This window comes from Dactylosporangium sp. CA-233914 (assembly GCF_050942935.1).
Taxonomy (GTDB): Bacteria; Actinomycetota; Actinomycetes; order Mycobacteriales; family Micromonosporaceae; genus Dactylosporangium.
In genome coordinates this window covers 4,722,340-4,742,500 of the sequence record NZ_CP192030.1, presented here as the reverse complement: position 1 = coordinate 4,742,500, position 20,161 = coordinate 4,722,340, and the positions used below count along the sequence as shown (strand labels likewise).

Sequence of the window (20,161 nt, the reverse complement as noted above, 5' to 3'; positions counted from 1 at the left end):
TCAGGCCGAGGACCGCAGGATCAGCTCGGGATTGAAGATGACCGAGCGCGGTGAGCGCCGCGGTTCCCGGATCCGGGTCATGAGCAGCTGGGCCATCTCCCCCGCCATCTCCTCGACGGGCTGGCGGACGGTGGACAGCGGCGGGTGACACTCCAGGGCGGCGGTGCTGTCGTCGAACCCGATGACCGCGATGTCCCCGGGCACGCGGCGGCCCGCCTCCTGCACCACGCGCAGCGCCCCGTCGGCCATGAGATCGTTGGCGACGAAGACGCCGTCGACCTCGGGGTGCTCGGCCAGCAGGCGGGCGGCCGCGCGCTCGCCACCGGAGCGGGTGAAGTCGCCCTCGACGTGGTGCGGGGTCAGGTTGTGGGTCTTGACCGCCTCCTCGAAGGCGGCGAGGCGGTCCTGGGCGGCCGGCATGTCCAGCGGGCCGGTGATGGTGGCCAGGCAGGTGCGGCCGAGGGCGGCCAGCCGATTGACCGCCAGCTGAACGCCGGCGCGCTGGTCGACGTCGACGTAGCTGATGGTCACCGGGTGCCCGGGCCGGCAGGAGAGCACGACGGGCACCCCGAGCTCGACCAACTGCGCGGGGAGCGGGTCGTCGACGTGGCTGGAGATCAGCAGCGCGCCGTCGACGTGGCCCTGCCGCAGGTACCGCAGCAGATGCGGCCGCGCGGGCGGGTCGGCCAGGAAGATGACCAGGTGGATGCCCAGGGGGCGCAGCACCTCCTGGGCGCCGGCGGTGACGCGGCCCAGGAACGGGTCGGTGAACATGCGGGTCAGGAACGGGGTGGAGTACCCGCGGTTCTCCGGCTCGCTCACGACGAGCGCGATCGAGTCCGTGCGCCGGGTGACCAGCGAGCGGGCGGCCAGGTTCGGCACGTACCCGGTCGCGGCGATCGCGCGCTCGACCGTGCGGCGTAGCTCCGGGTCCACGGTCTGCACACCGTTGATGACCCGGGAGACCGTGGCACGGGACACCCCGGCGTAGTTGGCGACCTGCTCGAGAGTCGGCGGTCGCGAGTCGCTGCCCGTCATGGATGCCACGGTAGATCGTGCCCCGATGCGATGAGGAGCCGCGGGTGGACGATCCGCATGTCACGTCCAGACGCCCAGGCTGGTCCGGTGGAGTTTCCCAAGAACCGGACCAGACCAGGCGCCCGCGGCCAGATTTGTATTACTTGTACACCCGCACGTAGTCGACGTACATCCGCGACGGGAACGGCGTGGTGGCGTCGATCGGGCCGGGGAAGTCACCGCCCACGGCCAGGTTGAGGATGATGTAGAACTGGTGGTCGTACACCCACGGGCCCCGGGTCGTCTCGACGGTGTCCTTGTCGGCCACGAGGATCACCGTGTTGTCGACGCGAAACGTCATGTGCTTGCTGTCCCACTCGACCGAGTAGACGTGGTAGTCCAGCGAAAGATCCACGGTGGTGAGCTTCTGGCCGTAGCCGCCGCCACCGTTGTACGCGGGCGCGTGCAGGGTGGAGTACACGTCCGTGGTGCTCTTGCCGAGGATCTCCATGATGTCGATCTCGCCGTTGTACGGCCACGGGCGGCCCTGCAGGAAGTCGGTGCCCATCATCCAGAACGCGGGCCACAGGCCGTTGCCCTTCGGCACCTTGATCCGGGCCTCGACCCGGCCGTACTCCAGCGAGAACTTGTTGCTGGTGTTGATGCGGCCCGAGGTGTAATCGCGCCCGCCCTGGGTCTCCTTGCGGGCCTCGATGACCAGCGAGCCGCCCTGGATGCTGGTGTTGCTCAGGTTGGTGTAGTACTGGATCTCGCCGTTCTGGCCGGTGCCGGGGTCGATCGTCCACTTGGCGGTGTCGACGTTGGTGCCGGTGTTGAACTCGTCGCTCCAGACCAGGTTGGTGGCCGGGAAGACCGGGTCGGCCGGCTGGGCCGGGGGCTGGACCGGGTTGCCGCCGGTGCCGTACACCTTGAACTCCCACAGCGAGTAGCCGTAGCCGTTGGAGCGCTGGGTGCCGTACATCCGAACGTAGCGGCCGTTGCCGTTGACGTTCAGGGTCTCCTTGAAGCCCTTGCCCGTCGTCGTGCTGTAGATGCTGGTCCAGTTGGTGGCGTCGGTGGAGGTCTGGATCTGGTACGACACCGCGTAGGCCGGGTCCCACTGCAGGACGACCTGGGTGATGTGGGCCGGCGCGCCGAGGTCGACGTAGATCCAGCCCGGGTCGACCCAGCCGTTGGTCGGGCTGGTCGCCCAGCGGCTGGCCGGGTCGTTGTCGAACGCCTTGTCAGCCGTGCACGGGTTGCAGTTCGCGTCGTTCTGGAAGGTCGAGGCGACGGCCGGCTTGTTGTAGCTCAGCAGCACCGAGGTGCCGCCCTGGGTGGGCGTCGGGCTGGGCGAGTTCGGGGTGTCGTCGGTGGTCGACGGCGTGCCGGTCACCCGGATCTGGAACTCCCACAGCGAGTAGCCCCACTGCGTGGCCCGCGCGGTGCCGTTCATCCGCACGTACCGCCCGGAGCCGGTCACGCTCAGCGCCTGCACGCCGCCCGCGCTCGTCGTGGTCGAGTAGATCGTGGTCCAGTTGTTGCCGTCGGTGGAGGTCTGGATCTGGTACGCCGTGGCGTAGGCGGCCTCCCAGTTCAGCGTCACACCGCAGATCGACTGCACCGAGCCGAGGTCGACGCGCAGCCACTGCGGGTCGCTCGCGGCGCTGGACCAGCGGGTGCCGTTGTTGCCGTCGACCGCGGACGAGGCCGGGGTGCCCGCGTTCTCGGTCGATGAGGCGGTGGCGGTCCGGCCCTGGGCGACGTTGGTGGCACCGCAGCTGCCCGGGGTGCCCGGCGAGCCGCCGAAGACCTGGAACTCCCACAGCGAGACGCCGTACTGCGTGCTCTTCGCCGTGGCGTTGAGCCGCACGTAACGTCCGCTGCCCGACACCGTGAGGCTGACATTGCCGCCGGCGCCCGAGGTGGTCGAGTAGATGTTCGTCCAGTTGGTGGTGTCGTTGGAGGTCTGGATCGTGAAGGCGGTCGCGTAGGCCGCCTCCCAGTTCAGCGCGACTCGGGTGATCGACTGCTGGGAGCCGAGGTCGACCTGAAGCCACTGGGGCACCGAGAAGGCGCTCGACCAGCGGGTGCCGGCGTCGCCGTCCGTGGCGCTCTCGGCCGGGGTGGCGGCGCTCTCGGTCGAGGAGGCGGTCGTCGGCTTGCCCTGCGACAGCAGGGTCTCGGCGGCGTCGGCGCGGGTCACGACCACGACGATGTAGGCGCAGAGCATGGCGGCCACCGCGAGGACGATGATGCCGTACCGCATGGTGCGCCGGCTCGGGCCGAACCTGACGGATCTGTGGCCGGGGGCGGAGACCGACCAGTCCATGGATGACTCCTTCGTGGCGGGGGTGTACGGCGGAGTTGAGAGAGCGCTCTCTCAAAGAGCCACAATGACCCCTCGGTCAAACCCTGTCAATGGCTCACAACGAATGGGAGAGCGCTCTCCAGCCATGGAACCTGCCCAGGTCACGGCCTCACGACGCACCATGGCCGCGCAACCGCCCAGCTGGGAAGCGCTCTCTGGCGAGGCCCGAAAAGGGCGGGGCCGAGGCCCCGCCCTTCGTTGCGAAAGATTTCAGGAACAGGTTGCCGAGGGCACCGGGTTGGAGCCCGTGTAGGCCGCCTGGAAGCCGAACGTCGTCGAGCCGCCCGGCGGGATCGTGCCGTTGTACGACATGTTCTTCGCCGTCACCGACGCCCCGGACTGCGTGACGTCCGCGTTCCAGGAGTTGGCGATCTTCTGGTTGCCGGAGAACGTCCAGTTCACCGTCCACGCGCTCAGGGCCGAGCCGCCCGTGTTGGTGACCTTGACGTCGGCGGTGAAGCCGCTGCCCCAGTCGTTCTTGGTGTACGTCACGTCGCACTTGCCGCCACCCTGGTTCGGCGGCGGGCTCGACGACACCGGCGGGCTGGAGACCGGCGGCGTCGACACCGGCGGCTGCCCGCCGGTGTCGACGGTGAAGTTGTTGACCGCCAGGCCCTGCCCGCCGGTCCAGGGCTCGAAGCCGGCCTGGATGCTGGTGAGGTACCAGCTCGTCTGCGCGTAGCCGCGCGAGACCGCGTCGTTGAAGAACGAGGCGGGCGCGAAGCTCACCGAACTGGTGCCCGGGTTGCGCACGTACGACACGACGTTCCAGCCGATGTTGCCCTCCCACACGTCCCAGGTTCCGCCGGCGATGTTCGCCGTGCCGACCCGGGACCCGACCGGCTGCGGCGCGCCGGCGTGGTTGACCCACACCATGATCTCGGCGCCGGTGTTCTGCCCGTCGGTGCGCGGCGTGGGGTCGAACCAGATGTCGTACGCCGCGTCCCACTGCCCCGACCCCGGAAAACTCATGCCGACCGAGGTCTGGATGCCCGCGAAGCGCGAGTCGCTGGCGCGCAGGGGCAGGATGCTGCCGGAGCTGCAGTTGGCGTAGTGGCAGCCGTAGTACACCGACGGGTACGAGGCGGGCGCCCCGTTCGTCGGCACGTTGTGGTTGGCCTGCGAGATACTGAACCCGGTGCTGGTGACGTTGATGCACTGGGGCTGGTCGGTACCCCAGACGTTGTTCTGCACCACGTACCGTCCACCTTGGATCGTCGTCGACCCGTACTTCTCGCAGATCTGCGTGTCGGCCTGCGCCGCACCGGCGGTGAGCACAACGGCGACCCCCGTCGCCGCGAGCAATCCCGCCACCCCGATGACGGCCCTGACTCTTCCTCGCATAGGTGTCTCCCTTCCATCGAGCACCATGAGTGCCCAATAACAGGAAGGCGCGCTACGCGAATGATTTGTGGGCTTTGGTACCGGTAGTGCCGGGAAATTTACAAGCCGCAGTGCCGTTCTTCAGGCCCACACCATCTCGATGACGACCTCGCCGGCGGCGGCCGCGGCGATGAACACCCGCGCAGATAGTCACGAAAACTGATTGTTGACTGGCGGAATGTTTGGCGATCCGGCTATGTTGTAGCGCGCAGGAGAAGAAAGGTGGCGTCCGAGATGCAGTTCGGTGTGTTCACTGTCGGCGATGTCACGCCCGACCCGGCGACGGGGCGGGTGCCGACCGACGCGGAGCGGGTCAAGGCGATGATGACCATCGCGCTGAAGGCCGAGGAGGTCGGGCTCGACGTGTTCGCGCTCGGCGAGCACCACAACCCGCCGTTCGTGCCATCCTCGCCGACGACGATGCTGGGGTGGATCGCGGCGCGGACGTCGAGGCTGCTGCTGTCGACGGCGACGACGCTCATCACGACCAACGACCCGGTGAAGATCGCCGAGGACTACGCGATGCTGCAGACCCTGGCCGACGGGCGCGTCGACCTGATGCTGGGGCGCGGCAACACCGGGCCGGTCTACCCGTGGTTCGGGCAGGACATCCGCAACGGCATCGCGCTCGCGGTCGAGAACTACGCGCTGCTGCGCCGGCTGTGGCGCGAGGACGTCGTGGACTGGGAGGGCAAGTTCCGCACGCCGCTTTCGGGGTTCACGGCCACGCCGCGGCCGCTGGACGGCGTGCCGCCGTTCGTGTGGCACGGCTCGATCCGCTCCCCGGAGATCGCGGAGCAGGCGGCGTACTACGGCGACGGCTTCTTCGCCAACCACATCTTCTGGCCCAAGGAGCACACGCAGCGCATGGTCGGGCTGTACCGGCGCCGGTTCGAACACTACGGGCACGGCTCGGCCGACCAGGCGATCGTGGGCCTCGGCGGGCAGGTGTTCATGCGCAAGAACTCGCAGGACGCCAAGAACGAGTTCCGGCCGTACTTCGACAACGCCCCCGTCTACGGCCACGGCCCGTCGCTGGAGGACTTCAGCGCGCAGACCCCGCTGACCGTCGGCAGCCCGCAGGAGGTCATCGACCGCACGCTGACCTTCCGCGAGTACGTCGGGGACTACCAGCGCCAGCTGTTCCTCGTCGACCACGCCGGGCTGCCGCTCAAGACGGTGCTGGAGCAGCTGGACATGCTCGGCGAGGAGGTCGTCCCCGTGCTGCGCAAGGAGTTCGCGATCGGGCGCCCCGAGCACGTGCCGGACGCGCCGACCCACGAGTCCCTCAAGGAGAAGGCATGACCCGCTCGATCGTCGCGATCACCGCGGGACTGAGCCAGCCGTCGTCGACGCGGCTGCTGGCCGACCGGCTCGCGGCCGCCGTCGGCGACCAGCTCGACACGGAAACACGAACGTTCGAGCTGCGCGACGTCGCGCACGACATCACCGACCACCTGCTGACCGGCTTCCCCTCCCCGGCGCTGAAGGAGGTCGTCGACGCGGTGGCCGGCGCCGACGGGCTGATCGCCGTCTCGCCGATCTTCAACGCGTCGTACAGCGGCCTGTTCAAGTCGTTCTTCGACGCGCTCGGCGACGACGCCCTGCGCGACAAGCCCGTCCTGCTCGGGGCGACCGGCGGCACCGCCCGGCACAGCCTCGCCCTCGAGCACGCGCTGCGCCCGATGTTCGTCTACCTGCGCGCGGTGGTCGTACCGACGGCGGTGTTCGCCGCGACCGAGGACTGGGCCAAGGGCGGCCGCGACACGCTGCACCAGCGGATCCGCCGCGCCGGGGAGCAGCTCGCCGCCCTGGTCGCGGCGCGCGAGCCGGCCCAGCCGCAAGACCCGTTCGCGCTGACCACGTCGTTCGAGGAGCTCCTAGGGGGTGGCCATGATCCAGACCGGTAGGTCGTCGACCATGACGTGCTCGACGACCTCCAGGCCCGCCGAGCGGTACACCTCGACGTTGCCGGGGTTCGAGGTCTCCAGGTAGGCGGGCAGGCCGTCGGCCGCCGCGCGCGCGAGCCCGGCGGCCATCACGGTCCGGCCCAGCCGGCGGCCGCGGTGCTCGGGGTGGGTGGCCAGCACGCCGAGGTACCAGTGCGGGCTCTTGGGCATCTTCCGGTGCACGATCGACTGGTAGCGGCCGAACCGCCCGGACTGCGGCGGGTGCTCGACCCCCGGCCCGCCGGGGGACCTCGGCGGGTCCCACATGGCGACGGCGGCGCCGCCGTCGGCGATCCACACCGTGCCGTGCCCGACGCGCAGGTCGAACAGGCCGCCGGCCATCGCCGCGGCCTCGAGCGGGTAGGTCGCGTCGTCGGGCAGGAACCAGCGCATGGCCGGGTCCGCGGCGAACGCGGCCACGAAGGTGGCCACGGCCGCGTCCCGGTCGGCGGGTGTGGCGAGGGTGACGCTGGGCCGGCTCATGTGGGCGGTCACTTTCGACAGGTACGCATCGATGGCGTCACGGTTGCGTTCCAGGCAGACGATCCGGGCGGCCATGCGGTCCCGCTCGCCGCGCAGCAGCGCGACGACCTCCGGCCCGGCATCGGAGATCGTGATGCTACACGGGTTGTCCAAGCATGGCAGCACGTTCTTGATCAGGCGGGTGGGCAGGCCGGCGTCGAGCAGCCCGCGGATCTGCTGGACCCGATCCACGAGGTGCTCGCCGTAGTCGCGGTAGCCGTTGTCCAGGCGCCTCGGAGTGAGCAGGCCCTGCTCCTCGTAGTAGCGCAGCAGCCGCGCCGGCGTCCCGGTGCGCTTGGACAGCTCGCCGATGCGCAATGTGACCTGCCTCCCAGCCGATGGACCTTCACACTAATGTGAGGGTCGGACGATGGCGAGCATGATCCTCGCCGTGCTGTCGGCGGCGCAGTTCCTGCTCGCCCTCGACTTCTCGATCGTCTACGTCGCGCTGCCGGGCATCGCCGCGGACCTCGGCCTGCCGCTGACCACCGCGCAGTGGGTCGTGAGCGCGTACGCCGTGCCGTTCGCCGGCTTCCTCCTGCTCGGCGGCCGCCTGGCCGACCGACTCGGTGCCGGGCGGATCTTCCTGGCGGCCCTGCTGCTGTTCGGGCTGGCCTGCCTCGCGGGCGGGCTGGCCTCCTCCGGCGCCGTGCTGCTCGCCGCGCGGGCGGTCCAGGGGTTCGCGGCCGCGCTGCTGCAGCCGGCGGTGCTGGGGCTGATCGGCGCGCGGTTCCCGGCCGGGGCGGCCCGGGCCCGGGCACTGTCCGTGTGGGGCGCGGTCGGGGCGTCGGGACTGGCGGCGGGGGTCGTGCTGGGCGGGGTCCTGACGCGGTACAGCTGGCGCTGGACCTTCCTCGTGAACGTGCCCGTGACCGTGGCCTGCGCCGCCGGGGCCGCGATCTGGCTGCTGTCCACGGCGAGGGTGGCGCCTGCACCGGTACCGGTGATGCGTTCCCTGCTGTCCACGGCGGCCGCGGTCGGCGTGGCCCTGGGGCTCACCCTCGGCGGGGCGCGGGGCTGGGCCATCGCCGTGGCGGCCGGCGCCGTGCTGTTCGCAACGGTCCGGCCGCAGAGCGAGCAACCGCGGACGCTGCGGATCGGCACGGTGGCGGCGGCACTGTACATGGCGAGCGTCGGCTCGGAGTTCTACGTGGTCACGCTCATGCTGCAGGACCGCGACGGCTACCCGCCGCTGCGGGCCGCCCTGGCGTTCCTGCCGCTCGCGGCCCTGGTCACGGTGGGCAGCTCGGTCACCGACCGCCTGATCCGCCGCTTCGGCGCCGCCCGCACCCTCGGCGGCGGCTTCGCCGCGGCGGCCCTGGGCCTGGCCGGGCTCGCCCTGGCGCCGGCCGGCTGGGGCTACGCGGGCGGGGTGCTGCCGGGGCTGCTGGTCAGCGGGGCGGCGCACGGGGTGATCTACACGTCGATGTTCGTGCTCGGCGCGCGGGACGTGCCGGCCGATCGGCAGTCGGCGGCGGGCGCGACGATGACGACCGCGCAGTACCTCGCGGGCGCGGTCGCGATAGCGGTGCTCACGCTGCCGCTGCACGGCGGCGCGTACGCCACGGCCTTCTGGCTCACCGCCGCCGCGGCCGTCGCCGGAGCACTCATCGCGCTCCGGCGACCCGCACCCGGCCGGCTCTAGGCGGTGTGCTCCTTCTTGTCGCCGGCCCACTCCACGTGGAAGGTGCCGTCACGGTCGGTGCGGCGGTACGTGTGCGCACCGAAGTTGTCGCGCAGGCCCTGGATCAGCGAGGCGGGCAGGCGCTGCGCGCGCAGGCCGTCGAAGTACGACAGCGAGGATGCGAACGCCGGGGTCGGGATGCCCGCCGCGGCGGCCGACGCCACGATGCGCCGCCAGCTCGGCACGCCCGCGTTGACGGCATCGGCGAAGTACGGCGCGACCATGAGGCTCTTCAGGCCCGGGTTCTCGTCGTAGGCCTCGCGGATGCGGTTGAGGAACCGGGCGCGGATGATGCAGCCGCCACGCCAGATCGTGGAGACCTGGCCGCGGTCGATGTCCCAGCCGAACTCCTCGCTGCCGGCCTGGATGTGGTCGAAGCCCTGGGCGTAGGCGACGATCTTCGAGGCGTAGAGCGCGGCGCGCACGTCCTCGATGAACTGGTCGCGGTCGGTGACCTCCAGCGCGGCGACCTCGGTGCCGAAGGCCTCGCGGGCGGCGGCGCGCTGGTCGGCGTGGCCGGACAGCGAGCGGGCGAAGGTGGCCTCGGCGATGCCGGTGATCGGCACGCCCAGGTCCAGCGCGCTCTGCACGGTCCAGCGCCCGGTGCCCTTCTGCTCGGCCTGGTCCAGCACGATGTCGACGAACCCCTTGCCGGTCTCGTCGTCGACGTGGGCGAGGACGTCGGCGGTGATCTCGATCAGGAAGGACTCGAGGTCGCCGGTGTTCCAGGTGCGGAAGATCTCGGCGATCTCGGCCGGGGTGGCGCCCAGGCCGGCCCGCAGCAGGTCGTACGCCTCGGCGATGAGCTGCATGTCGGCGTACTCGATGCCGTTGTGCACCATCTTCACGAAGTGCCCGGCGCCGTCGGGGCCGATGTGCGTGCAGCACGGGGTCCCGTCGACCTTCGCCGAGATCTTCTCGAACATGGGGCCGAGCGTCTGATACGACTCCGGGGAACCGCCCGGCATGATGCTCGGGCCGAGCAGGGCACCCTCCTCGCCGCCCGACACGCCGGTGCCCACGAAGTGCAGGCCGTGCTCGCGCAGGGACTGCTCGCGGCGGCGGGTGTCGGCGAAGTGGGCGTTGCCGGCGTCGACGATCATGTCGCCCTCCTCCAGGAGGGGAACCAGCTCGTCGATGACGGCGTCGGTCGGGCCGCCGGCCTTGACCATGATGATGACCGCCCGCGGGCGGGCCAGCGAGGCGACGAAGTCGGCCATGGACTCGCTCGGCACGAAGGTGCCCTCCTGGCCGAACTCGTCCACCAGGCGGCGGGTGCGCTCGTACGAGCGGTTGTGCACGGCGACGGTGTAGCCGTTTCGGGCCAGGTTACGGGCCAGGTTACGGCCCATCACCGCGAGACCGGTCACGCCGATCTGCGCCAGGTCGGACATCTGCGATGCACCTCATCCAGTCGAGCTGATCTGCCCCGGACCGCCGACCACTACCCCGTGATCACGGTTCGAAAGCGCGCGTCGGACCAGGCTACCCGCCCACTGTCCCCCGAACGGGCGGCAGATGCGACCGGTTCCAAGCATCAGGACGGGCGCAGCCGATGCCTGCGGAGCATCAGGACGTTCTGACGCCGTCCAGGGCGACCGCGAGCACGCGCTCGCGCTGGGCCTCGTCGACGTATCCGCCGGCGGTCAGGCCGGACACGAGCCGCAGCAGGTCGTCGGCGCTCACGTCACGGCGGGCGACGCCGGCCTCCTGGGCGCGGGCGAGCAGCGGCTCGAAGGCGGCATACATCGCCTCGCGGGCGCCGCGCATCATCTCCGAGTCGCGGTTGATCTCCTCGTAGATGGCGCGCTTGGTGGCGACGTAACCGACGAAGCGCCGCAGCCAGGTCGCGAGCGCGTCCCAGGGGTCGAGCCCGGCGACGTCGTCGGCGGCGCGGCACAGGGCGTCGATCTCGCCGAGGTAGACGGCGTTGAAGAGATCCTGGCGGGTGGGGAAGTTGCGATACAGCGTCCCGATCCCGACCCCGGCGCACCGCGCGATCTCCTCCAGCGACGCGGTGGTCCCGTGCTCGGCGAACGCCTCTCGCGCGGCGGCGAGGAGCGCGTCGAAGTTGCGCCGCGCGTCCGCCCGCTGCGGCGGCCGCACACCGGACTGCGTCTGCATCAAACCGTCACCTTTTATCGGAGGTAGTCCTCCATTTTACCACCTGGTTCCCGGCCTAGGCTTCGCGCATGGATGCGGTGGAGCTCGCGGCGAGGAACACGGCTGTCTTCTGGGCCCGGGTGGCGCAGGCCCGCGGATACGCGGTGGCGCGCGGCGACGGGTGGGCGGCGGTCACCGGCGACGCGCGGATGGGGCGGCGGGTGGTCACCGTCGGGGAGGCGGACCCGGCGGCCGTGCGGGAACTGGCGGTCCGGCCGGGGCGAGTCGCGGTCGAGGACGCCTTCGGCGGCGTCGACCTCGGCGCCGAGGGGTTCACGTCGCGACAGCTGCCCGTGATGATTCGATACCCGGGGGCGCCGGTCGGCGAGCCCCGCGTGCCCGTGCGGCGGGTCGCCGCCGGCGAGGACCTGCGGACCGCCGAGCGGCTCGTCGTCGAGGGGTTCGATCTGGTGCACTTCCAGCCGTACGAGCCGGGGGTCGTCTTCCCCGACGCGCTGCTCGAGGACACCGAGGTCTACCTCGCGCACCTGGACGGGGCACCGGCCGGGGCCTGCCTGGCGGTGCCGCAGGACGAGGTGGTCGGCGTGTACTGGGTGACGAGCATGCCCGAGTTCCGCTCCCGCGGGGTCGGGCGGTCGCTGATGCACGCGCTGCTGCGGCGCTTCGACGATCGCCCGATGGTGCTCACCGCGTCGCGGGCGGGGCGGCCGCTGTACGAGTCGCTGGCCTTTGCCACTGTCGCCGATGCGAACTGGTGGACGCCGCGCGTGGCGGATTAGCGCCGATTTTCACGCAGCGAATTGGCCCTCACTTGCGGGTTGGTCAGGTGTACTCGTAGCGCAGGGTGCGGCCGTTGAGCCAGGGAACCGTGACGTGTTGTGGGAGGTCGGCTTGGCGGAGGACGGGTGAGTAGGCGCGGCGGTCGAGGCGCACGATGATCTGGTTGTTGCGGGTGAGGATGTGTCCGCCGGTGGACAGGAAGCGTCGTTGCAGGGTGTCGGGGGTTGCGGTGGCGTAGCCGGGCAGGCGGCGGCGCAGTGCCGCGCAGACGGCGTGGGCGAGGACGGACAGGACGACGTCGAGGTCGATGTTGAGGGTGACGGCGCCGGCTAGGGCGTCCAGGCTGAAGGAGCGGATGGCCTCGGCGAGGCGTTGCTCGATGTTCATTCGGCGGGCGTAGGTCTCGATCATCTGTTTGGCGGGTAGGTGTTCGCGGTTGGTGATGAGCAGGGTGGGTTCGTCGTGGCCGAGTCCGGCGACGGCCAACTGCCGCAGCGTGTCTGGGTATTTGCTCAGGCGTGTGGTGGGGTTGTCGATGACGCGGACGGTGCGGGTCTTGCCGCCGGCACGGTCGACGGTCATCGGTGTCCATGCCTTGGCAGGTAGGGCATGCAGCGCGGCGGTGAGTTTGGCGGTGCGGGCGCGGAGCGTGATGAACCCGATCCCGCGTTGGGTCAGGGCCCAGAGTTGGTCCTGGGTGGTGACTTTGGAGTCCATGACGAGTAGATCGGGGTCGTGGCCGGTGGTGGCGTGCCAGTGCTCGACGAACGCCATGACTTCGCCGGCTTGGGTGGTTTTGGACAGGTCGGCGTTGGCGTAGAGCAGGGCGTGGCTGTGGGCGTCTTCGGCGAAGAAGGTCAGCACGCTGCGGGTGCGTTGGGAGCGGGAGGGTACGTAGTGTTTCTCCAACGCCGGGTCTTGACCCCAGTGCATGACGGCGTGGAAGTCGAGGTTGACGACCTCGCCGACTGCTAGTCCATTGTGGATGATGGATCTGTCGAGTGCGGTCAGGAACGCGGCCTGCTTGGCGTGGGCGAGCCGGTAGGAGTAACTGGTCAGGGCGGTGGTCTTTGGCAGCGCGGTCAGGCCGGTGAACACGGCCGTGGCCGGGTCTGCGGCGATGTCGTGCACGTGTGAGACGCGTCGGGTGGCGGTCAGCTTCAGCGCCAGCAGGCTCAGCACGTAGCTCAGGGCTGGGATGTCACGGGTGCCGGGGTAGGCGGCGCGGCCCACGATGTCGGGCAGGTCCAGGGCCAGCAGGTCCGGGATGGTCAGGAGCAGTCCGGCCAGGCGGGTCGGTGTGCCGGTGGCCAGGGCGTGGTAGTCGTCAGGTTGCAGAGCACGGGCGCGGGGCAGGTCGTCGCGGCGGGGTCCGCCGCGCTGGGCGTCCGGGCGCCGCCAGATCCGTGGCAGTCCGGCTTCGGTGATCACCTCGCTGATCCCGGTCCGGTTCAACCCGATGCCCTCGCGGGCCAGTACCGGGCCGATCTCGTCGATGGAGTAGCCCTCCGCGCGCAACGCGATGATCCGTTCCCGGGCGGCGTCCTTGCCCGGAGCGCGTTTGGGGCCGGGCCGCGCCGGGGCGAAGAAGTCCCGTGCCCCGGCGCGGAAGTCGGCCACCGCCGAGTGCAGTCCGGCGACGGTGTACCCGAACCGGGCCGCGACGCTGTGTGCGGGCTCGCCGTCGAGCAGGTAGGCGCGCAACGCCTCGTACCGGCGCTGCGGACCGGGCGCAGGATCGGTGAAGAACTCCCCACCGGCACGGGCGGGTCGTCCGGGCATCGCGATGGGCTGAGGTTTATTCGCTGACTGGTCAATGCCGGTAGTCAACCACACCGCTCGCGGCCGGTCCAGAGTCAAGGCTGGGCACGTCGGCCGTTTCGATGCTTCCAGGCCCTACAAGTCCTCAAACTACAAGGGTTTGCCTCAGGGGTACCGCCGCCGGTTCGCCCGTATCGGGATCGTCGCCGCCGAAACACCACTAGGAACCAGGTCGATCAGTCAGCGAGTACCCCTCACTCGATGATACGTGTGTGAACGACCTCGGGCCTACGGCTTCCTTACCTGGCAACGCCGTAACGACCCGACACCATCCCCGGACCACGTCCTCGACTCTCCCCAGCCCCGGAAAAGCCCAGCCGCGAAAATCGGCGTTAGCGGGCCTGCGCGGACGCAGCATCGGGACCGGCCGGGCGGGGACGGGGTCGCGGTTCCGGCGGGCCGGTGTGCGCGTCGGTGCGGCCGCTCGTGATCAGTTGGACGATCGTGGAATGACCCAGCTCGGGTGGCGCGCCGCGAACTCCCCCAGCCGGTCGTCGCGCGCCGCGGCGAAGAGCTCCGCCGTGGTGGCGTCGAGGTTCTCGTAGTCGCGGCCGTCGCGCTGCTCGGTGTTGAACTGCCCGCCGTTCGTGCGCAGCAGCGTCAGGTCGCCGGGGCCGATCGTGCGCAGGCGGAGGATCCAGTCGGTGACCGAGGCGCCGTTGCCGTCGAAGGTGAGCGAGTCGCCGACGGCGGTGATGGCCCGGTTCAGGGCGATCGGGTTGGCCAGCACGCCGGCCGAGGTGACCTTCTCGGCGACCGCGCGCAGCAGTTGCTGCTGGTGGCGCTGCCGGCCGTAGTCGCCGTCCGGAATCAGCTCGCGCTGGCGGACGTAGTCGAGGGCCTCCCAGCCGGCGAAGTGGCGGCAGCCGACGTGGTACACCTGGGCCCGCACCCCGGCGATCCGCTCCGGGCGGAACGAGGGTGGGATCAGGCGGTACGGCGGCGTCTCGCGGCCCTTCGCGTCCCACCCGACGTGCACCGACGTGGTCTCCTCGTCGACGCACAGCTCGACGCCGCCGACCGCGTCGACGACCTTGCGCAGGCCCGTGAAGTCGATGATCGCGCCCGCGTCGAAGACCAGGCCGGTGATCTGCTGCACGGTCCTGGCGAGCAGCTCGAAGCCGCCGAACGCGAAGGCCGCGTTGAGCTTGTCGGTGCCGTGGCCGGGGATGGCGACGCGGGTGTCGCGGGGCAGCGAGACCAGGTAGGCCCGGTCGCCCGCCTCCGTCACGTGCACCACGATCACCGTGTCGGCGCGGGCGGTGGCGCGGTCCTCCTCGGGGCGCGCGTCGAGCCCGGCGAGCAGCAGGTTGCGCCCCGGCTGCGCGTCCAGCCGCCGCCGTACGTCGGCGCTGGGCGCGCCCGGCCCCGCCGACAGGCGCGGCGCGGACTCGATGTCGATCTGGCGCGGCACGCCGGCCCGGTCGCGGCCGGTGTCGCCGAGCAGGTCGGCCTCATCGACGATGCCGACGTAGTGCTGCCACGTCAGCAGGCCGCCGAGCGCGAGCAAGAGCACGACGGCGGCCGCGACGAGCCACGCCTTCACACCCGTCATATCGGCGGGTTCGCGGTGCGGTTTAGGCCTTGTACCCGTACCGATGGCGCAGCGGGACGGTGACCGCGCCGGTGAGGTACCGGTGCCGCGCCGCCATCCCCGTGGTCCACTCGTCGTCCAGGCGCAGGGCCACCGGGCCCGAGCTCAGCCGCATGGGGTTGCCGGAGACCTGGTGGGTGCGCGGCACGAAGACCTCGCCCGGCGAACCGATGGGGAGGGCGGCCGCGGGGACGCCGCTGAGCTCGGCGATGGCGCGCAGGGTGGCCCCGGGGTCGGTGACGAGGTCCTCGTAGCGGAAGCGCAGGTAGGAAAGGCCCGAGCGGCGGGCGATCCGCTCGGTGGCGAGGTTCCAGGCCGACCAGTACAGCGCGGTGAAGCCCGGGTGCATGCGGGGCATTCGCGCGCCGCCCGGGGCGTCGGGATCGTGGCGATGGCGCTGCCAGCTGTACGCGACCGCGCGCGGGTCCCGCACGATGTGCGCCACGCGCACGTCCAGGTCGGGCGACTGCAGCAGCGCGGTGAGGTACGACGGGAACTTCGAGGAGTCGACGACCACGCGCGCGCCGCTGACCCGCGCGACGGCGTGGTAGAGGCGCTCGAGGGTCTCGTAGTACCACAGCATCCGGTCCGCGTCGGGCGGGCTGGTCGGCCGCAGGAGCAGCCCGGGCAGGTGCCGCGTGCGGAAGCGTCGCGAGGCGGCGTCGAGGGCCCGCACGGTGGCGTCGTCGGGCACGCCGCCGAACGTCTCACCCAGCACGTCGACCCAGAAGGCGCAGGAGCGCAGCGGAGTTCCGCACGAGCACCGCCGGTTCTGCAGCAGCCCCCGCTCCCACAGAAACTTGATCTCCCCCACGCCGACCAGCCCGGGCACCTGATCGAGCAGGCTCTCGGCGAGCGTGCTGCCGCTGCGTCCCCATCCGGCCAGATAGAGCACGCGGGTCGTCTCACTCGGCTCGCTGCACACCTTCACACAACGGGCGACATGTCCGATTAGTTACGCATTTGCGCAGCTCCCGGCGGGCGGCCCCGCGACCTGCGCCACACGAGCCGCGACCGACGACACATGTGTTCTGCCACCTTCTACATAGAACCGGACTATCACCCCGGCGGATGATCGGTTCCCCGGCGTGGCGGGACGATCGCTCGGCGTCGCTCAGTGAGGAGCCAGTCCATCATGTCGCACGACACACTGACCCGGTCCCTGGTTTTCGCCGTCGCGCTGGCGGCCCTGTTCGTGGGCCACTCCCTGGGCGACCACATCGCCCAGACCGACCATCAGGCCGCGACGAAGGCCGGCCCGGGCGCGCCCGCCTGGCGAGCGCTGGCCGGTCACCTGCTGACGTACCACCTGACCCTGGGCGCGGTCCTGCTGGTCACGGCCCTGGCGCTGCGCCTGCCCATGTCACCCTGGGGTGTGACGGCCGGCCTGCTGTTCTCCGCGGTCACCCATGCGGTGCTGGACCGCCGCTGGCCGGTGCGGGCGGTCCTGCGGGCGACGCGCTCCCCGCAGTTCGCCGAGGCCCAGACCCCGATCTGCGGCATGTACGTGGCCGACCAGGCCCTGCATCATCTCGCCCTGCTGGGAACGGCCCTGCTGATCGCCGCCCTCTGAAAATCGTCGCGGTGGGTGCGCTACGTGAAACCGCGAGACCCGCCGTGCGTGGTCGTACGGTAACCATTTGTTCAACGCCAGCGTTCGCCGATCCGCCGATCCCGGAGTAGCGTCGGCTCCCATGGCGACCTTGCAGGGCATCCGCACGGCCGCCGACCATAACGCGGTCATTGCCGAGATCGAGCAGGCCGAGGGCTACATTGCATCGATCTGCTTCAAGACCGGACCACCCGCGGCGGTCGGTGTCGAACTTGAGTTCACCGTTCATCAACACCACGATCCGGCCGCACCGCTGGATCGTCCCCGGCTCTGTCAGGCCCTCGGAGACCACGCACCGGTGACCCTGCGGGCCGACAGCCCGGCGCGGCCGCTGCGCCACGGCGGCGGCGTCACCCTCGAACCCGGCGGCCAGGTGGAGATCTCCAGTCGGCCGCACGCATCCCTGGCCGAGCTCCACGCGGCCGTGAGCGGCGACATCGAGCAGCTCTCCGCCCTGCTGGCGCAGGCGGGCCTGGTCCTCGGCGAGACCGGCACCGACCCGCACCGGCCGCCACAGCGGCTCCTCTCCACTCCCCGGTATGACGCCATGGAGGCGGCCTTCGACCGCCGCGGCGCGTCCGGAAAGATCATGATGTGCTCGACGGCGGGCCTGCAGGTCTGCCTCGACGCGGGCCCCGCGGACGAGTTACCGGACCGCTGGGCCGCCGTGCACGCTCTCGGCCCACCGCTGATGGCGCTGTTCGCCAACTCGGGCCGCTTCGCCGGGCGCGAGACCGGCTGGGCCTCGGCCCGCCAGCAGGCCTGGCGGGGTATCGATCCGTCCCGCACCCGGCCGGTCCGCGCCGGCCCCGACCCCGCGGCCACCTGGGCCGCCTACGCGCTCGACGCGGCGCTGCTGTGCGTGCGCCGGCCCGACGGGCACTGGGACACCCCGGCCGGCGTGACGTTCGCCGACTGGATCCGCGGCGCGCTGCCGACGAGGCCGACGTATGCCGACCTCGACTACCACCTGAGCACCCTCTTCCCGCCGGTCCGCCCGCGCGGGTACCTCGAGATCCGTTACCTTGACACCCAGCCCGGGCGCGCCTGGTTCGCGCCGGCGGCGCTGCTGTCCGCGCTGCTGTCCGACCGTGCCACCGTCGCGCGGGTCCTGCGGATGTGCGCACCGGCCGCCGGGCGCTGGGTGGAGGCGGCCCGCGACGGCATGGCCGACCCGGTCCTGGCGGCCACCGCCCGGGCCGTGCGCGAGCTTGCCCTGGCCCGGCTGGACCTGCCGCCGCGCCTGCTCGACGACGTCGTCGAAGGGAGTACCCGCAATGACTGACCTGCGCGACCGCGTGGCCCGGGAGCTGGAGCGCACACGGCTGCGCTCCGCCACGCTGACCGAGGCCGTCGACGACGGCGACCTTGTCCGGCAGCACTCGCCGCTCATGTCGCCGCTGGTGTGGGACCTCGCGCACATCGGCAACCAGGAGGAGCTGTGGCTGGTGCGCGACGTCGGCGGGCGGGACCCCGTCCGCGCCGACATCGACCACCTCTACGACGCCTTCAAGCACGCCCGCAAGGACCGGCCGGCGCTGCCGCTGCTGGGGCCGGCCGAGGCGCGCGCATACGTGGCGACCGTGCGCGACAAGGCGCTCGACGTGCTCACCCGAGTACGGCTGGAGGGGCGGCGCCTCACCGCGGACGCCTTCGCCTTCGGCATGATCGTGCAGCACGAGCAGCAGCACGACGAGACCATGCTGGCCACGCACCAGCTGCGCGCCGGGGAGCCGGTGCTGTCCGCGCCCCCGCCGCCGCCGTCCACCGTGGACGTCCGCGGCGAGGTGCTGGTGCCGGGCGGGCCGTTCACGATGGGCACCTCGACCGAGGCGTGGGCGCTGGACAACGAGCGCCCCGCGCACACCGTCGACGTGCCGGCGTTCTTCATCGACGCGGCGCCGGTGACCAACGCGCAATACGCCGCGTTCCTGGACCACGCAGGAGCTGAGTTTCAGGCCACGCCGCCGCTGCACTGGAGCAGCGACCCGGGCGGCTGGCTCGCCACCGAGTTCGGCCGCACCGCCCCGATCGTGCCGGACGCGCCGGTCGTGCACGTGTCGTTCCACCAGGCCCGGGCCTACGCGGCGTGGGCAGGGCGGCGGCTGCCGACCGAGGCCGAGTGGGAGAAGGCGGCGCGGTGGGACCCGGCGACCGGGCGTTCGCGGCGATACCCGTGGGGCGACGAGGACCCCGGCCCGCAGCACGCGAACCTCGGCCAGCGCCACCTCGCCCCGGCACCGGTCGGCGCCTACCCGGCGGGCGCCTCGCCGCTGGGCGTGCACCAGCTCATCGGCGACGTCTGGGAGTGGGTGGACAGCGACTTCACCGGCTACCCGGGCTTCACCGCGTTCCCGTACCGGGAGTACTCCGAGGTGTTCTTCGGCCCCGAGTACAAGGTGCTGCGCGGCGGCTCGTTCGGCACCGACGCGGCCGCGTGCCGGGGCACGTTCCGCAACTGGGACTACCCGATCCGCCGCCAGATCTTCAGCGGATTTCGCACCGCGCGCGACGCACGCCCCTCGGAGCTCGCCTAGTGTGCCGGCACGTGGCGTATCTGGGGCCGCCGATCCCGCTGGCGGACCTGCTGTTCACGCCGCCGCACTCGCTGTCACGGCAGTCGTGGGCGCCCCGGGACATGCGCGGCGGCGGCACCATCAACGCCGACGGCTTCGGCATCGCCTGGTTCCAGGGGCAGGAACAGCCGATACAGTACCGCCGCAGCTGTCCACTCTGGACAGACGCGGCCCTCCCGCGGCTCGCGGCGGCGACCCGCTCCGGCGCGATCCTGGCCGCGGTCCGCTCGGCGACGGTCGGCCTGCCCGTCACCGAGACGGCCGCGGCGCCCTTCGCCGAGGGCCGCTGGCTCTTCAGCCACAACGGGGTGGTCGCCGGCTGGCCGGACAGCGTGACCGGCCTCGCCGCCACGCTGCCCGTCCGCGACCTGCTCACCCTCGACGCCCCCACCGACAGCGCCCTGCTCTGGGCGCTGGTCCGCGCCCGCCTGCGAGCCGGCGAGAAGCCCGGCACGGCCCTGGCCGCGGTCGTCGCCGACGTCGCGGCGGCGGCCCCCGGCTCCCGCCTGAACCTCCTGCTCACCGACGGCGAGACGATCGCGGCCACGACGTACGGCCACTCGCTGTCCTACCTCGCCCGCATTCCGTCCACAGCGGACGCGAGCGTGCTCGTCGCCTCGGAGCCGCTCGACCCCGACCCCGGCTGGATCCCTGTCCCCGACCACTCACTGCTCGTCGCGGCCCCGACCGCCGCGACCGTCACAGCGTTGGAAGGTGCCCTCTCGTGA

At 71.4% G+C, this 20,161-nt stretch carries 17 protein-coding genes; 8 read left to right on the top strand and 9 right to left on the bottom strand.

Features of this window, described 5'->3' with window-relative positions; genetic code table 11:
• From ACQPY0_RS21180 to ACQPY0_RS21170, 3 genes are all read right to left on the bottom strand, one after another.
• The gene (locus ACQPY0_RS21180; RefSeq protein WP_432991433.1) at positions 1–1,038 is read right to left on the bottom strand and encodes a LacI family DNA-binding transcriptional regulator; all 1,038 of its coding nucleotides are present in this window, start codon (positions 1,036–1,038) and stop codon (positions 1–3) included.
• 139 nt (positions 1,039–1,177) lie between these two features.
• Positions 1,178–3,349: a discoidin domain-containing protein gene (locus tag ACQPY0_RS21175; RefSeq protein WP_432991431.1), complete on the bottom strand. Its 2,172-nt coding sequence runs from the start codon at positions 3,347–3,349 to the stop codon at positions 1,178–1,180.
• 249 nt (positions 3,350–3,598) lie between these two features.
• A complete protein-coding gene (locus ACQPY0_RS21170; protein WP_432991429.1) occupies positions 3,599–4,732 on the bottom strand; it encodes a GH12 family glycosyl hydrolase domain-containing protein in 1,134 nt (377 codons plus the stop codon).
• A gap of 273 nt (positions 4,733–5,005) precedes the next feature.
• On the opposite strand from ACQPY0_RS21170, the gene ACQPY0_RS21165 reads away from it, so the two are divergent.
• Positions 5,006–6,076: an LLM class flavin-dependent oxidoreductase gene (locus ACQPY0_RS21165; protein WP_432991427.1), complete on the top strand. Its 1,071-nt coding sequence runs from the start codon at positions 5,006–5,008 to the stop codon at positions 6,074–6,076.
• Positions 6,073–6,681 carry an FMN reductase gene (locus ACQPY0_RS21160; protein ID WP_432991425.1) on the top strand — a complete coding sequence of 203 codons (609 nt, stop codon included), beginning with the start codon at positions 6,073–6,075 and terminating at the stop codon, positions 6,679–6,681. The genes ACQPY0_RS21165 and ACQPY0_RS21160 overlap by 4 nt, the downstream gene beginning before the upstream one ends.
• On the opposite strand, the gene ACQPY0_RS21155 is transcribed toward ACQPY0_RS21160, so the two are convergent.
• Complete coding sequence (locus tag ACQPY0_RS21155) at positions 6,652–7,560, bottom strand: GNAT family N-acetyltransferase (protein WP_432991423.1); 909 nt, start codon at positions 7,558–7,560, stop codon at positions 6,652–6,654. The two genes, ACQPY0_RS21160 and ACQPY0_RS21155, sit on opposite strands and share 30 nt — an antisense overlap.
• Before the next feature lie 52 nt (positions 7,561–7,612).
• Here ACQPY0_RS21155 and ACQPY0_RS21150 point away from each other — a divergent pair, with 52 nt between their 5' ends.
• Positions 7,613–8,887: an MFS transporter gene (locus tag ACQPY0_RS21150; protein ID WP_432991421.1), complete on the top strand. Its 1,275-nt coding sequence runs from the start codon at positions 7,613–7,615 to the stop codon at positions 8,885–8,887.
• On the opposite strand, the gene gndA is transcribed toward ACQPY0_RS21150, so the two are convergent.
• Positions 8,884–10,320, bottom strand: coding sequence for an NADP-dependent phosphogluconate dehydrogenase (gene gndA / locus ACQPY0_RS21145; RefSeq protein ID WP_432991419.1), 1,437 nt, complete (start codon positions 10,318–10,320; stop codon positions 8,884–8,886). The two genes, ACQPY0_RS21150 and gndA, sit on opposite strands and share 4 nt — an antisense overlap.
• Positions 10,321–10,495: 175 nt before the next feature.
• Positions 10,496–11,050, bottom strand: coding sequence for a TetR/AcrR family transcriptional regulator (locus tag ACQPY0_RS21140; protein WP_432991417.1), 555 nt, complete (start codon positions 11,048–11,050; stop codon positions 10,496–10,498).
• Positions 11,051–11,118: 68 nt separating this feature from the next.
• On the opposite strand from ACQPY0_RS21140, the gene ACQPY0_RS21135 reads away from it, so the two are divergent.
• Entirely contained in the window at positions 11,119–11,829 is a 711-nt protein-coding gene (locus ACQPY0_RS21135) for a GNAT family N-acetyltransferase (protein WP_432991415.1), read from the top strand.
• Positions 11,830–11,872: 43 nt separating this feature from the next.
• Here ACQPY0_RS21135 and ACQPY0_RS21130 read toward each other — a convergent pair whose 3' ends face one another.
• From ACQPY0_RS21130 to ACQPY0_RS21120, 3 genes are all read right to left on the bottom strand, one after another.
• Positions 11,873–13,612: a hypothetical protein gene (locus ACQPY0_RS21130; RefSeq protein ID WP_432972099.1), complete on the bottom strand. Its 1,740-nt coding sequence runs from the start codon at positions 13,610–13,612 to the stop codon at positions 11,873–11,875.
• 469 nt (positions 13,613–14,081) lie between these two features.
• Positions 14,082–15,206 (bottom strand): LCP family protein, encoded by a 1,125-nt coding sequence (locus ACQPY0_RS21125; RefSeq protein ID WP_432991413.1) that lies wholly within the window; start codon positions 15,204–15,206, stop codon positions 14,082–14,084.
• A 22-nt stretch (positions 15,207–15,228) separates the two neighbouring features.
• The gene (locus ACQPY0_RS21120; RefSeq protein WP_432991411.1) at positions 15,229–16,176 is read right to left on the bottom strand and encodes a sulfotransferase; all 948 of its coding nucleotides are present in this window, start codon (positions 16,174–16,176) and stop codon (positions 15,229–15,231) included.
• Positions 16,177–16,380: 204 nt separating this feature from the next.
• On the opposite strand from ACQPY0_RS21120, the gene ACQPY0_RS21115 reads away from it, so the two are divergent.
• The 4 genes from ACQPY0_RS21115 (at position 16,381) to egtC (ending at position 20,161) form a co-directional block, all read left to right on the top strand.
• Positions 16,381–16,818, top strand: coding sequence for a DUF3307 domain-containing protein (locus ACQPY0_RS21115; protein WP_432991409.1), 438 nt, complete (start codon positions 16,381–16,383; stop codon positions 16,816–16,818).
• Positions 16,819–16,939: 121 nt separating this feature from the next.
• Entirely contained in the window at positions 16,940–18,142 is a 1,203-nt protein-coding gene (gene egtA, locus ACQPY0_RS21110) for an ergothioneine biosynthesis glutamate--cysteine ligase EgtA (protein ID WP_432991407.1), read from the top strand.
• Positions 18,135–19,394 carry an ergothioneine biosynthesis protein EgtB gene (egtB, locus tag ACQPY0_RS21105; RefSeq protein WP_432991405.1) on the top strand — a complete coding sequence of 420 codons (1,260 nt, stop codon included), beginning with the start codon at positions 18,135–18,137 and terminating at the stop codon, positions 19,392–19,394. Before egtA ends, egtB begins: the two co-directional genes overlap by 8 nt.
• On the top strand, positions 19,394–20,161 hold the full coding sequence (egtC, locus tag ACQPY0_RS21100; RefSeq protein ID WP_432991403.1) for an ergothioneine biosynthesis protein EgtC: 768 nt from the start codon (positions 19,394–19,396) through the stop codon (positions 20,159–20,161). Before egtB ends, egtC begins: the two co-directional genes overlap by 1 nt.

What these genes read in the sequence shown, in the direction of transcription:
- ACQPY0_RS21180 (WP_432991433.1), bottom strand. Translation starts at nt 1,038, where the DNA reads ATGACGGGCAGCGACTCGCGACCGCCGACTCTCGAGCAGGTCGCCAAC.
- ACQPY0_RS21175 (WP_432991431.1), bottom strand. Translation starts at nt 3,349, where the DNA reads ATGGACTGGTCGGTCTCCGCCCCCGGCCACAGATCCGTCAGGTTCGGC.
- ACQPY0_RS21170 (WP_432991429.1), bottom strand. Translation starts at nt 4,732, where the DNA reads ATGCGAGGAAGAGTCAGGGCCGTCATCGGGGTGGCGGGATTGCTCGCG.
- ACQPY0_RS21165 (WP_432991427.1), top strand. Translation starts at nt 5,006, where the DNA reads ATGCAGTTCGGTGTGTTCACTGTCGGCGATGTCACGCCCGACCCGGCG.
- ACQPY0_RS21160 (WP_432991425.1), top strand. Translation starts at nt 6,073, where the DNA reads ATGACCCGCTCGATCGTCGCGATCACCGCGGGACTGAGCCAGCCGTCG.
- ACQPY0_RS21150 (WP_432991421.1), top strand. Translation starts at nt 7,613, where the DNA reads ATGGCGAGCATGATCCTCGCCGTGCTGTCGGCGGCGCAGTTCCTGCTC.
- gndA (WP_432991419.1), bottom strand. Translation starts at nt 10,320, where the DNA reads ATGTCCGACCTGGCGCAGATCGGCGTGACCGGTCTCGCGGTGATGGGC.
- ACQPY0_RS21140 (WP_432991417.1), bottom strand. Translation starts at nt 11,050, where the DNA reads ATGCAGACGCAGTCCGGTGTGCGGCCGCCGCAGCGGGCGGACGCGCGG.
- ACQPY0_RS21135 (WP_432991415.1), top strand. Translation starts at nt 11,119, where the DNA reads ATGGATGCGGTGGAGCTCGCGGCGAGGAACACGGCTGTCTTCTGGGCC.
- ACQPY0_RS21130 (WP_432972099.1), bottom strand. Translation starts at nt 13,612, where the DNA reads ATGCCCGGACGACCCGCCCGTGCCGGTGGGGAGTTCTTCACCGATCCT.
- ACQPY0_RS21125 (WP_432991413.1), bottom strand. Translation starts at nt 15,206, where the DNA reads ATGACGGGTGTGAAGGCGTGGCTCGTCGCGGCCGCCGTCGTGCTCTTG.
- ACQPY0_RS21115 (WP_432991409.1), top strand. Translation starts at nt 16,381, where the DNA reads ATGTCGCACGACACACTGACCCGGTCCCTGGTTTTCGCCGTCGCGCTG.
- egtA (WP_432991407.1), top strand. Translation starts at nt 16,940, where the DNA reads ATGGCGACCTTGCAGGGCATCCGCACGGCCGCCGACCATAACGCGGTC.
- egtB (WP_432991405.1), top strand. Translation starts at nt 18,135, where the DNA reads ATGACTGACCTGCGCGACCGCGTGGCCCGGGAGCTGGAGCGCACACGG.